The following is a 12,458-nucleotide window of genomic DNA, read 5'->3' as shown; positions in this document are numbered from 1 at the left end:
AATCGGCATGCGGTTTTGACGCCGATCAGCACCGCGACCGGTCGATTACTTTGGGACCAGTGGGTCATTTGATCGCGCCGATCCACCAGCCTGACGGACCTTCCTCAGCCCCTGGCCAACAACTCCGCCAGCAGCGGGTTGGGGAAGCGGCGCTCCAGTGTCACAGCCAGGAAACTTTCGACCACGGTGGGTAAGCGCCCGGCCTCCACCAACTCGCCATTGCTCAACTCGTCCCGCACCACGATGGGGGGGATGACGGCCAAGCCGGCGTCCTCACGCACCATGAGACGGATCATGGCCATGTCGTCCACCTCGGCGGCGATGCGCACCGGGATGCCCAGCTGCGCCACCAGCGCGTCGAACGTCGCCCGTAGCGCTGTTTCCGGGGTGGGCAGGATCAGAGGATGGCGGGTCAGCAGGGTTGCCAGGGGGACGCCGCTTCCGGAGTCGTCTCCCTGGGTGGGGCGCAGCCGGGCCGGTGTGCCAATGAGGCTGACCACCTGCTCGTCCAGGCGATGGATCAGATAGGGGCTGGCGGCATCGCGGGGCGGGGCCAGGTTCGTCAGCACCACGTCCAGCGCCAGGCTGTCCAACCCGCGCAGCAGTTCGCCCTGGGAACCGGAACGCAGCACGATCTCCACATCCGGCCTGCCCAGCAGGGGCCGCAGGAAGCCGATCTGGAAGTTTCGCGACAGGGTGGCGAGCGCCCCGACGCGCAACGCGCGCTGTCCGCCCCCGGCATTGCGCAAGGTGGCGGACAGGTCCTCCGCCAAACGGAAGATCGCCACCGCATGGTCCAACGCGATGCGTCCCGCCTCCGTCAGGATCAGGCCGCGCCCCCGGCGCTCGAACAGGGGGTGGCCCAGGCTGTCCTCCAGCGTGCGCAGCTGGGTCGACAGGGCGGAGGGGGAAAGGTTCAACTGGCGGGCGGCCCCGGTCACGGTGCCCTCCGCGGCGACGGCGCGAAACAGGCGCAAATGGTGCAAGTTGAGTGAAGCCATGCCGAGACCATTCCAATAAATAGAACGTACTTCTTTAAAAGATGTAATTTTCTGGAATTCGAGCAAGAGCTATCTCCTGCCTGCGTTCCAGTCCTGGGCCGCGTTTCCCTGGAGAGTTCGATGCCGTTGTCGAGCCTTGCCCCGGCCGTGCTGCTGGCCGCGGCAGCCATCGCCCTGCTGCGCCCCGGCCGGCGCCCCCGGCCCATTCCCCTGATCGCCGAGGGGGCGGCACTGGCCGCCTTGGCGCTGTGCCTGGCCGGCGCGGCGCGGTTCGCGTTCCTGGGGGTGGGCCAGGGAGTGGGGTATGACGGGCCGCTGGTGCGCCTGGATGTCGTCACTGCCCTGGTGGCGCCGACCGTCGCCTTCATCGGCTGGGTGGTGGTCCGCTACAGCCGCACCTATATGGACGGCGCCGCCCGGGAGGGGTGGTTCCATGCCCTGATGTTGACGGTGCTGGGCCTGGTGCTGCTGCAGGTGCAGGCCGGCAGCCTGGCGCTGCTGGTGCCGGCGCTGGCGGCCATCGGCCTGGTGCTGCGCCAGCTGCTGCTGTTCTTCCCCGACCGGGCGCCGGCGCGGCGCGCGGCCGCGAAATTCACCCTGGTCTGGGGGGCCGGCGACGCCGCGCTGATCCTGGCCACCGGCCTGCTGTGGCTGGCCTATGGCACCATGGACATCGCGACAATCGAAGCCGCCGCCCGCATGGCGCCACTTCCCCCGGCCGCTGAGGGGGCCGCGGGCCTGCTGGTCCTGGCCGCCTTGCTGAAGACGGCCGCCTTCCCCCTGCATGGCTGGCTGACCGAGGTGATGGAGGCGCCGACGCCTGTGTCGGCCCTGCTGCATGCCGGCATCATCAACAGCGGCGGGCTGCTGCTGATCCGCCTGGCCTGGCTGGTGCAGGCCAGTCCGGGGGCCATGGCGGCACTGGTGATGCTGGGCGGGTTCACTGCCCTGTTCGGCGCCCTGGTCATGCTGACACAAAGCGCGGTCAAGACGGCCCTGGCCTGGTCCACGGTGGCACAGATGGGCTTCATGCTGCTGCAATGCGGGCTGGGCCTGTGGCCGGTAGCGATGCTGCACATCCTGGCGCATTCGCTCTATAAGGCGCACGCCTTCCTGTCCTCCGGCGGGGCCATCCGGGCGGTGCAGGCCACCCGGCGCCCGGGTCCGGTGGCAGCGCCCGGCGTCGGAGCGGTGATCCGCGCCTTCGGGCTGGCGCTGGCCCTTTACGGCCTCGCCGCCGTCGGCTTCACCCTGCTGGCCGGGCCGAAGTCACCGCAGGCGCTGGCCCTGGGCCTGATCCTGGTGTCCGGCGTCGCCTATTTGGTGGCGCAGGGGCTGGCGGACGCCGCACCCCGGGCGTTGACCCAGCGCACGCTGGCCGCCTCCACCGCCGTCACCCTCTCCTACTTCGGGCTGCAGGCCCTGGCGGTGCATGCCGCCGGCGGCACCCTGCCCGCCCCGCCGGTGGCGGGGGCGCTGGAATGGGCGCTGATCGGGCTGACCGTCACCTCCTTCTGCGGGGTGGCGGTGGCGCAGGCGCTGTTTCCCCACTGGGCCCACCATCCGGCGGCAGCGGGCCTGCGAGTCCATATCGCCAACGGGTTCTACCTCAACGCCGCCCTCGACCGGCTGATCGGCGGCTTCCGCGCCGTCCGGTCCTGACGACCGTCACTACGGGAGACGACACCATGTTCCACGATCAGCCCGACATCGCGCCGGCACCGGCCAAGGCCCTGTTCGCGGCGGCCGAGGCGGCGATGCGCGCCATCCCGCCCGCCTTTCCCCTGAACGCCACGGTGGCCGTCAATCCCTTTCTGGGCCAGACCGGGGAAGATTTGGCGCAGGCCGCCGCCCGGCTGGCCCGTGTCGCCGGGGTCCGCCTGACCCGCAGCCGCGCGGATTACGCCGCCATGATCGCCACGGGGGAGATCACCGCCAGCGACCTGGCGGCGGCACTGGCCGCCTGCCCCCATCCGGGCAAGCCGGCCGACGGGACCACCCTGACGGCACTGGCCCATCAGGACCAGCCCGCGCCGCAGGCGTTGCCCACCATCGCGGATCTGGCGGCGCGCGCCACCGGCACCGACTGGCCCGCAATCATCCGCCGCTGCCTGGGGCTGTGGGCGGCGGGTCATTTCGACCGGGGACAGGCCCTGTGGACGCCGGCCCCGGGATCATCGGCCTTCGCCGCCTGGCGGGAATGGGCAATCCATGACCTGACGCCCGAGCTGGCCGGCCTGACGGGTTTCTGCCGTCATGTCGCCAATTGCCCCGACACCCCAGGCCGCGCCCTGCTGCGCGCCGCCGCCGCGCTGGACCTCACGGCCGACGCGGCGGAGACGGCCTTCCACCGGCTGCTGACCGACCTTGGGGGCTGGGCCCAGCATGCGCGCTGGCTGCAGTGGCAGGCCGAGCTGGCGGACGATGGCGAAGGTACGCTGGCCGACCTTCTGGCCATCCGCCTGGTGTGGGAAGAGGCCCTGCTGGCCCATGTGCCGGCGGTGGCCCCGGCCTGGGCGGAGGTGCTGGCTGCCCACGCGCAGCCGGTGACGCCGAATGCCGACCTGGTGGTCGACACCATCCTGCAGCACGCGACGGAAATGGCCTATCAGCGGGAGCTGGACACGGTGCTGCGGGGAGCTGATACGGCCACCCCCGGGGACCGGCCCTTATTGCAGGCAGCGTTTTGCATCGACGTGCGATCGGAGCCGTTCCGCCGGGCCTTGGAAAGCCAGGACACCGGTATCGGCACGCTGGGCTTCGCCGGCTTCTTCGGCTTGGCCGTGGACCACCGTCCGGCCGCGTCCGACCTGAGGGAGGCACGGCTGCCCGTCCTGTTGCCGCCCCGCCTGCACTCCAGCATCCCCCTGCCACCCGCCCAGGACCGGCGGCGGCGCATCGCCGCCCGCGCCGCCCGCGCGCTGGGACGGTTCCGCCAGGCGGCGGTATCCTCCTTCGCCTTCGTGGAGTCGGCGGGGCCGCTGTACGCCGCGAAGCTGCTGCGCGACGCCCTGGGGCTGGGCCGGGCGCTGGCGACCGACCCGGCGCCGGCCTTTACGCCCGCCCTGTCGGTGGATGTGAAGGCGGCGACTGCGGCACAGGTGCTGAAGGCCATGTCGCTGACCCAGGATCACGCGCGGCTGGTGCTGCTGATCGGCCATGGCGCGACGCTGCACAACAATCCGCACCACAGCGCCTATCACTGCGGCGCCTGCGGTGGTCATCCGGGCGACGTCTCCGCCCGCCTGCTGGCGGGCTTGCTGAACGATCCGGAGACGCGGGCGGGCCTGCCCGCCCATGGCATCGACCTGCCGGCCGACACCCTGTTCCTGGCCGGCCTGCATGACACGGTGACCGATCGCGTCACCCTTTATACCGATGGCGCCGGCCGAGATCATGAGGCGGACATCCGCCGCGCCCGCGACTGGCTGGACCGGACGGGGCGCCAGGTGCGCCAGGAACGGGCGGCCCGCCTTCCCGGCGCCAGCGCGGCGTCACTGTCGGCCCGCGCCCGCAACTGGGCGGGGATCCGGCCGGAATGGGGGCTGGCCGGGTGTGCCGCCTTCGTCGCCGCCCCGCGCGCCGTGACCGCCTCCGGCGACCTGAAGGGCCGGGCCTTCCTCCATTCCTACGACTGGCGGGAGGATCGCGACTTCGCCACCCTGGAATTGATCCTGACGGCGCCGGTGGTGGTGGCCAGTTGGATCGGCCTGCAATATTACGGGTCGGCCGTGGCACCCACGCTGTTCGGCGGCGGGGACAAGCTCATCCACAATGTCACCGCCGGCATCGGCGTGGTGGAGGGCAACGGCGGCATGCTGCGCACCGGCCTGCCCTGGCAAGCCGTCCACGACGGAGAGCGCCTGGTCCACGCGCCCCTGCGCCTGTCGGTCCTGGTGGAGGCGCCGCAGCACGCCATCGCCGAGGTGCTGGCCCGCCACGAGCAGGTGCGGGCGCTGTTCGACAACGGCTGGCTGACCCTGTTCGCCCTGGAACGCGGGCGTATCACCGCGCGCTGGCATCGCGGCACCGGCTGGGACGAGGCCGGACTGGCCCGGGCCGCCTGACGCGATCATTCCGCCGCCCGCCTCACGCCAGGCGCAACACCATGGCGCCCACGGCGATGAGGCAGGCAGCAGCCAGGCGGCGAGGACCCACCCGCTCCTTCAGCACCAGGCCGGCGATGGCGGTGCCGAACAAGATGGAGCTTTCGCGCAGGGCGGCGATGACGGCGACGGGCGCCACCGTCATGGCCCACAGGGCCAGGCCGTAGGAGATCAGGGTGCCGGCGCCGCCCACCAGGCCCCGCGGCCACTGGCGGACGACATGCTGCAGGAAGATCCGGCGCCGGGCCAGCAACGCCCAAGCCACCAGCGGCAGACCATTGAGCAGCACACCCCACAGCACATAGGACGCGGGCGCGCCCGACAGGCGGACGCCGTGGCCGTCAACCAGGGTGTAACCGGCGATAACCACGGCGGTCAGCAGTGCCAGGCGGGTGCCGGTGGTGCCGCCGTCCGTCAGGCCCGCCCCACCGCGCCGGCCCACCCACGCCATGCTGAGAATGCCGGCGCAGATCACACCGACCCCCAGCAGGGCGTGAAGGGACAGCGCCTCATGCAGCCACAGCCCGCTGACCAGCGCCACCAGCAGCGGCGCCGTCCCCCGCATCAGGGGATAGGTCTGGCTCATGTCCGCGACGTGATAGGCGCGGGCAACCAGGGTCAGATAGAGGATCTGCAGGACGCTGGACGTCACCAGATAGGGCCAGCTGGCCGCCGCCGGCAGGGGCAGGAAGGGCAGCGTCACGATGGCGATGAGGGCCGCGCCGCCTGCCACCAGGACGGCCGCCATCAGCTTGTCCCCCGCCCCCTTCACCAGGGCGTTCCAGGTGGCATGCAGCAGGGCCGCGAACAGGACGATGGCGAAGACGGCGATGGACATGGGATGGAGCGATCCTGCGACGGGACCGTCCATTTCTACGGTTGGCGTCGGGCGGCTGTCATCGACCGGTCATGAATGGCTGCCCGGCGTGGCATTATCGACGTCAGAACAGCGCCGGCCGGTCACCCCGGCGCAGGGCCTGAAGATCACGGGACTGCGCCCGTTCGCATAGCCAGCCGTAGCCCAAGCCCAAGGCCGCCCACAGGGCGGCATGGATGCCCCAGGAGGCGATACGGAAACGCCACAGCAGCTGGGCCGGGAATGTCTCCGGCACCTCGTTCACTTCGGGCAGGGCATATCCCGCCACGACCATGACCGCCAGGAACAGGGCGCCGCCGGCGAGGCCGGCGTTCCAGGTGCCCCAGCGGGCGGCCAGCCGGCGGGCCGTGACCACGGCCGCCGCCATGGCGGCGACGGACAGGATCAGCAGGATGAAGAACAGGGCGGTGCGCTGCTGGATGGTGTCGGGGTCGCCCACCGCCGGGGGATTGGCCGGATACTTGAAGGCCGGCACCAGAACCACGGCCAGGAAACCCAACAGGGCCAGAGCGGCGGCCAGGCCACGCGGCCCCAGGGTGCCCATGCGACCCTGGGCGTAGGCATAGGTCAGGGCGAAGAGCCCGCCCACGGCGGCGCCATAGACCAGCAAGCCGGTCAGCAGGCCCCAGCCACCCTGCGTGCCGCGGCTGAACAGCTCCTCCCCCTCATCCGCCGCCTGGGCGTCATGATGATGATGGCTGTGCCCGGCCTCAACGGTGTCAATGGTGGCGGCCGCGTCATGATGCTCATGACCCCCCGTGGCCTGGGATGCTTCAAAGGCGATGGCGCGTTCGACTGGCGGCTCGCCGATCAGCGTGGCCACGCCGAAGGCAAACAAACCCGCCAGGATGCCGATGAGCATCCCGCGGGCGAGATAAATTCCAACCATGATGTCGAGGGTCCACCCGCCTCAGTGGCAGGGGAAGCCCAGCAGGTGGCGGGCGTCGTGCACGAACTCATGCACCTCACGGCCCTGGATCAGGGAGGTGGCGCCCTGTTCCGCCCCCACGAAATAGACCATCAGCACCAGCAGCAGCCCGCCGAACACGGCCCAGGGCAGCAGTTCAGCGGCGGAGATCACCGGCAGGGCAACGGCGGGGGTGCCGGAATGAGTGGTGGCATGGGCCATGAAAAAACGCTCCCTGGGATTACGCGTCCCGTATGCGGTCTGTGTCATGCGACGGGGGGTCTGGCTTCCGCACGCCCTGGAAAGGCCTGGGCGTTCGGTTACAGTGGCGCGACCGTGCCGGATTTGCACCGGCTTCCCCCATGCGCGGGCGATCCGTTGATGGTAGGGAGGGGCCGCACCGCATTCAAGGACTATCTCCATGACAGCCCCCAATGTCATTGGCCGCCTGACCCTGCTCGCCCACGCCCCCACCCGGGCGCAGCGTGACGCCCTCTTCCCACGCGCAGACGAAGCGGCAGAGGAAGCCGGCCTGGCCCAAGCCGCCCTGCTGGCGGAGGTGCGCGCCCTGCGTAAGGTCGATCGCCTGTGGACGGCGCCTGAAACCCGCGCACGGCAGACAGCGGACGCGCTGGCCGGCGCCCTGGGTGTGGAGGCGCATGAGGACACGGCCCTGGCCGACCTGGACGTGGGCGCCTGGCAGGGCCGCAGCCTGGCCGACCTATCGGCCCATGAGGCGGACGCGGTAGGGGTCTGGCTGAGCGATCCGGAGGCCCGCCCCCATGGGGCTGAGTCGCTGGCGCAGCTGCGGGCGCGGGTGGCGCGGTGGCTGGAGCATGGAACGGCGGAGGGGCACACCCTGGCCGTCACCCACCCGGCCGTGATCCGCATGGCGGTGGCCGTCGTGCTGGAGGCGCCGCCGCGAGCCTTCTGGCGGCTGGACATCGCGCCGCTGTCGCTGACCGATCTGCGCTGGCACCGGCGCTGGGCCGTGCGCGCCACGGGAGTGGACGCGCTGACCCTGCCCCGGCCTTTACGCCACCCGGCATGAAAGCCTGGCGGCGTCATCGGCTGGGGTTGGCTGCGGTTCCGGACCTTCCCCCGCCGAGATGGAGATCCGGGCAGCCCGATCCTTCGTGATGTTCACTCACGCTCGACAGACGGAATCACAGTTCGGGGTGCTTCCGCCTTCGCCTGGCGAAGGCCCGAGCTGATTGGCGGACCGGACGTCCGGCGACGACTGGGCCCGGATGATGATTTCCTGAAGTGTATGCACCCCCAACTTTTCACCCGCGCGTTCCCGGTGCTTCTGGACAGTGCGTGGGCTGATATCAATAAGGCGGGCGATTTCCTTGCTGGTGAGGCCGGCCGCGACGTAGCGCACCACCTCCGCCTCGCGCGGCCCCAGGACATCCCAAGCCAACGGTGGCGGCGGTAGTTGCGGCGCCGTGACACCCCGGGCGTAGGCGATCAGTTGCGCGGTCGAGGTCAGCCCCGCCTTGCGCATGATGTTGGAACGGTGCTTGCGGATGGTCAGTTCCGAGGCACCCAGCGTGGCGGCGATCTCAGAACTGGTCAGGCCTTGTCCGGTCAGGTCCAGGACTTGGCGCTCTCGGGCGGTATAGCGGTTCATGATGTGCTGGCTCATGGGCGGGTTGTCGTCGCCGTGACGCCCCCCGCGCCAACGGCCCAACCACCTTGCCAGCAGGCGGAAGAATTCTTCCTTCTGTTATCTTGCCGATGATAAAATATTGATTTGATTTGGAAATTTATTTGGCGGGCGACTGTCTTTGGAAAGAAGGCGGCCTGGGCTATGGCAAGCCCAGGCCGTACTGACTGTCGCCTAATCAATGACCGCAAGAAGGGGGGACAGCTTCACCACCTGTATTGGTCATTTCTGGATCTGACGAGAGCCTCACCTCCCCATTCGAAGCAATTAGCTCCGCGTTAAGGGTAATTGCGGCGACCTTCACATACCCGCAGTTCTGCTGCGTATTATAAAATGTGATGATTCCATCCTCAATATCGGGTGAAATCGCAGTCGCGTCAGGGAAAGGATTACTTTTTGGCAATCCCACAATCCCGGGTTTGGTAAATTTAAAATTACCTTCTGTTACCTTATCAAACACAAATCTGATGCGACCAACACTAGCAGGCACTCTAATAGAGAAATTTTTTGCCGACATTCCATTGTAATACCAGACATATTTCAATTTTCTGGCATTCCATTCAATGCAAACAGAAATATCTATCACACCAGAAGGGCAGTCGTGCGGCGTCATATGTTCTACTCCTTACTTCCTTAGATTTTGCAAATACTCGATATCTCGATAACCTATACTATCTAGAATCTGCGCCGAGGCATTGGCTACCCCTTGGTCCCCGCCACATCGGTTGGCACGGACCCAGGGATCAAGAACCCTGAAGTCACTGCTTGATGGAACTATAGACCGCAGAGCATCTATAGCACCTTGGCAGGTTTGTTTCGCACCCGCCCCAGCGCCTTGTTTCAAATCGATTTCGGCTGCAGCTAGCAGGATATTGGCGAGAAGGATAGCCCGCAGCCTATCCTGCCCATCCCGATCCGCCACTTTTTGGGCAATTCTCGCCGCTTCATCGATTTTCTGCTTAGCGGCATCTAAATCATTCAGTTCTGTCAAGGCAATGCCATGCAGCAATAACGATTGAGCCTTATGGCGTTGCTCCCAATCGTCCGCAGGATTGGCACGGAGCATCTGATCAATTACTACTTCAATATCGAGGATGTCCGGCAAGACACTCTGGACTTTTCCCAACATCAAGTCCGCCCGCGCCTTTAAGAGGCCTATTTCTATCCGGGTGGCTTGCCAACGCCTATTCTCTGGCTCTTTGTTCAAGCTATCATTAATTTGTTTTTCCGCTTGTCCTAGGCTGATAAGGGCGGATTTAGTCTTACCCAAAGCCAGCAGCACCGAACTTTTTAGCCGATTGGCGGCTGCGAGACGGAATGACCAAAGCGCTGCATCTGGATCTTGGCGCTTCACATTATCCAGCACTTCGCGTTGCTGATCATAAAGATTGATCGCTGTTTCCAATTGCCCCTGCTCGGCCTCCGTAAGGGCAAGCCAAGATAGGCTGTTCGCCAATTCCGCTTGCAGCGCGGTATTTTCCGGATGGATCGTCAGCGCTCGCCGTTTCAAAGAAATGGATGCGTTAAGGTTGGCCGTGGCCGCGCTTCCATCCCCTTTCCGCAGCTGTATGCCGCCTAAGCTGCTCAATGCATAGGAAAGTTCAATCCAGGCGTCCGGCTCATTTGGCTGAAGCTGCATACGGCGCTGCGCGAAATCTCGATACTGAGTGTAGCGGCGCAATCCCTCATCTAATCGCCCCTGATCAATGGCGATCTGCCCAAACCAAAAAGCAACCGTTCCCGAGATCTTCAACGTTTCAGGATCAACATCGCCCTCTTTCAAATTGGCTTGCAGCAAGCTCTCCGCTTGGCCCAAGGCCTTCAGCGCTGCGTCGACGTTGCCGCGGGAGCGGTCCACGTCCGCCAAGGTTTGCAGCGCCTTGGCCTGACGCAGGCGGGCGGCGCTGGGGATGCGGCCGGGGTCGTCGGTGGTGAGATAGCCCAGCGCCTTCTGCGCCACGCCATCCAGCAGGTCCAGCCGGCCCAGCGGCCGCAGCTTGTCGGCCAGTTCGTCCAGCATGTAGTCGGCCAGATCCTCCGCCTCCTGCAGGCGCAGGGCCGCCACCTTTTCCGCCCGGCCGGCGCGCAGGCCCAGGAAGGCAGCGACCAGGGCGATGGCGGCGAAGGCGGCCAGGGCGCCCAGGCGCAGACGCTCGGCCCGCTTGACGTGGCGGGCGGAGGCGGTGACCAGGGCGTTCACGTCGGGGCCCACAGGCACGATGCCCTCGCTCAGCAGGTCGCGCGCCTCCTCCAACGGCTTTCCCCGCCGCAACAGGCGGTCGGACCGCCGGCCTTCCGCCGCCCATTGCCGGGCCAGCCCTTCCAGTTGGCTGCGGACGCGCAGGGCCTGACGGTGCTCAGCAATCCATGACACGGCGCGGGGCCACTGCCGCAGCAGCGCCTCATGGGCGACGCCGAAGACGGCCTCACCGCCCGACACCCGGCTGACGAACAAGCGCTCGTCCACCAGGGCCTGCACCAGGGCGCGCTCGTCATCGGACCTCAGGTCTGACCAGCGGGCGAGCACGCCGCGCACGGCATCGTCAATGGCGCTGAGAGCGACGATGAGGGAGAAGATGCGGGGCAACGCCGCCTGGGCGCCGGCCGACAGGCCCTCCAGCGTCGTTTCCGCCCGCCGGCCGATGGCCCCCTCGATGCCGCCCAAGTCGCGATACGCCGCCAGGGTCAGCTCGCGCGTCGGGCTGCGCAACAGGTAGAGTTGCTGCAGGGTGTATTGCAGCAGCGGCAGGGCATCGGGGCTGTGGGCCGCTGCCTCGCACAGCAGGTCATCCAGACGCTCACGGCCGTCCGTGTCTCCGCCGAAGCTGAGGCCGGCGATTTCCGCCGGCAGACGGATCATCTGGCCGATTTCCGCCCGGCTGGGCGGCATCAGGTCGAAATGTCCGCCCGCCGCCTTGGCCTCCATCAGCAGCGGTTCGCCCACCACGTCGGGATAGAAGTCGTTGCGGCACGCGGCGATGACCATGACCTGGCCGCCCCGGGCCAGCCGGTCAAGCGCGGCCAGGAACTGCTGCCGCTGCAAGCCGCTGGCGAAGGCGCTGCTGAACAAGGCCTCCAGCCGATCAACAAATAGAACGAAACGGCCATCGGCGGGCGCGGTCCCATCATTGGCGCCCTGCCCGTCCTCAACCAGGCTCTGGCCCAGTTGCTCGGCGCTGCGGCCCGCGAACAGCGGCTCCCCATCTTCATCCAGGTCCAGCAAGGCGCTGCCCAATGCGGTCAGCAGCGGCATCGCGCCGATGGCGCCCAGATCCAGGACCGTGGCATCCATGACGTGGGGTGTCGCCCCGGCGCGCATCAGGGCCGGCAGCAAGCCGGCCTGGACCAGGGATGTCTTGCCGCTGCCGCTGGCCCCCAGGATGAGCACGAAGACCCTACCCCCTGGCAACTGGCTGGCGAGCACGTCGCGCAGCCGCACGACGGCCACGTCGCGTCCGAAAAACACCGAGGCGTGGCCCGCACCGAAGGGCGCCAGGCCGACATAGGGGGATTCCCGGGCCCAGGTTTCCGCCAGCGTATCGGACTCGCGGTGCGGCGCGAAAATGACCGGGGCAATGGTGCGATAGCCGCGCTTGCGCAGGTTTTCGATATAGCGGGGGGCGTTGACGCTGTCGCCCAGGGCCCGCCGCAGTTGGGCAACGGCCTTTTGCGCCTGGTTCTCACCGACGGCGACACCGTCCCAGCACAGGTGCAGCAAGTCTTCCGCGCTCAGTATTTTGCCGGCATTCAGGCATAAGGCCACCAGGACATCCAAGGCGCGGGGCTCGACCTGGACTTGCGTCCCCTCATCCTCGCGCCACAGCACGCAGGCTTGCGCATCCACTTGCCAGTCGCCGAATTGAAAGCGCCTCACCTTCACGGGCAGCCCCTCGCTGTC

At 67.6% G+C, this 12,458-nt stretch carries 10 protein-coding genes and 1 riboswitch; of the genes, 3 read left to right on the top strand and 7 right to left on the bottom strand.

The window, feature by feature from the left end; genetic code table 11:
- Positions 1-104: 104 nt before the first annotated feature.
- On the bottom strand, positions 105-1,001 hold the full coding sequence (locus Y958_RS29135) for a LysR family transcriptional regulator (protein ID WP_088875432.1): 897 nt from the start codon (positions 999-1,001) through the stop codon (positions 105-107).
- A gap of 120 nt (positions 1,002-1,121) precedes the next feature.
- Here Y958_RS29135 and Y958_RS29130 point away from each other — a divergent pair, with 120 nt between their 5' ends.
- Positions 1,122-2,663 carry a proton-conducting transporter transmembrane domain-containing protein gene (locus Y958_RS29130; protein ID WP_088875431.1) on the top strand — a complete coding sequence of 514 codons (1,542 nt, stop codon included), beginning with the start codon at positions 1,122-1,124 and terminating at the stop codon, positions 2,661-2,663.
- A gap of 26 nt (positions 2,664-2,689) precedes the next feature.
- On the top strand, positions 2,690-5,068 hold the full coding sequence (locus tag Y958_RS29125) for a YbcC family protein (protein ID WP_088875430.1): 2,379 nt from the start codon (positions 2,690-2,692) through the stop codon (positions 5,066-5,068).
- Positions 5,069-5,090: 22 nt separating this feature from the next.
- Here the strand turns inward: Y958_RS29125 and Y958_RS29120 are convergent, their stop codons facing one another.
- The 3 genes from Y958_RS29120 to Y958_RS29110 form a co-directional block, all read right to left on the bottom strand.
- Positions 5,091-5,945: an EamA family transporter gene (locus Y958_RS29120; protein WP_088875429.1), complete on the bottom strand. Its 855-nt coding sequence runs from the start codon at positions 5,943-5,945 to the stop codon at positions 5,091-5,093.
- A 103-nt stretch (positions 5,946-6,048) separates the two neighbouring features.
- The gene (locus Y958_RS29115) at positions 6,049-6,873 is read right to left on the bottom strand and encodes a CbtA family protein (RefSeq protein ID WP_088875428.1); all 825 of its coding nucleotides are present in this window, start codon (positions 6,871-6,873) and stop codon (positions 6,049-6,051) included.
- A 21-nt stretch (positions 6,874-6,894) separates the two neighbouring features.
- Positions 6,895-7,113: a CbtB domain-containing protein gene (locus tag Y958_RS29110; protein ID WP_004274006.1), complete on the bottom strand. Its 219-nt coding sequence runs from the start codon at positions 7,111-7,113 to the stop codon at positions 6,895-6,897.
- Positions 7,114-7,146: 33 nt separating this feature from the next.
- Positions 7,147-7,311, bottom strand: a riboswitch (cobalamin riboswitch).
- A gap of 1 nt (position 7,312) precedes the next feature.
- On the opposite strand from Y958_RS29110, the gene Y958_RS29105 reads away from it, so the two are divergent.
- On the top strand, positions 7,313-7,942 hold the full coding sequence (locus tag Y958_RS29105) for a histidine phosphatase family protein (RefSeq protein ID WP_088875427.1): 630 nt from the start codon (positions 7,313-7,315) through the stop codon (positions 7,940-7,942).
- 96 nt (positions 7,943-8,038) lie between these two features.
- On the opposite strand, the gene Y958_RS29100 is transcribed toward Y958_RS29105, so the two are convergent.
- From Y958_RS29100 to Y958_RS29095, 3 genes are all read right to left on the bottom strand, one after another.
- Positions 8,039-8,539 carry a response regulator transcription factor gene (locus tag Y958_RS29100; protein ID WP_088875426.1) on the bottom strand — a complete coding sequence of 167 codons (501 nt, stop codon included), beginning with the start codon at positions 8,537-8,539 and terminating at the stop codon, positions 8,039-8,041.
- A 199-nt stretch (positions 8,540-8,738) separates the two neighbouring features.
- Positions 8,739-9,173, bottom strand: coding sequence for a hypothetical protein (locus tag Y958_RS31695; RefSeq protein WP_145727914.1), 435 nt, complete (start codon positions 9,171-9,173; stop codon positions 8,739-8,741).
- A gap of 12 nt (positions 9,174-9,185) precedes the next feature.
- Complete coding sequence (locus Y958_RS29095; protein WP_186291660.1) at positions 9,186-12,440, bottom strand: nSTAND1 domain-containing NTPase; 3,255 nt, start codon at positions 12,438-12,440, stop codon at positions 9,186-9,188.
- Positions 12,441-12,458: the final 18 nt, after the last annotated feature.

The organism is Nitrospirillum viridazoti CBAmc (assembly GCF_000730165.1).
Taxonomy (GTDB): domain Bacteria; phylum Pseudomonadota; class Alphaproteobacteria; order Azospirillales; family Azospirillaceae; genus Nitrospirillum; species Nitrospirillum viridazoti.
Note: the sequence above shows the minus strand (reverse complement) of the source record. Positions and strands in the feature narration are given on the sequence as shown.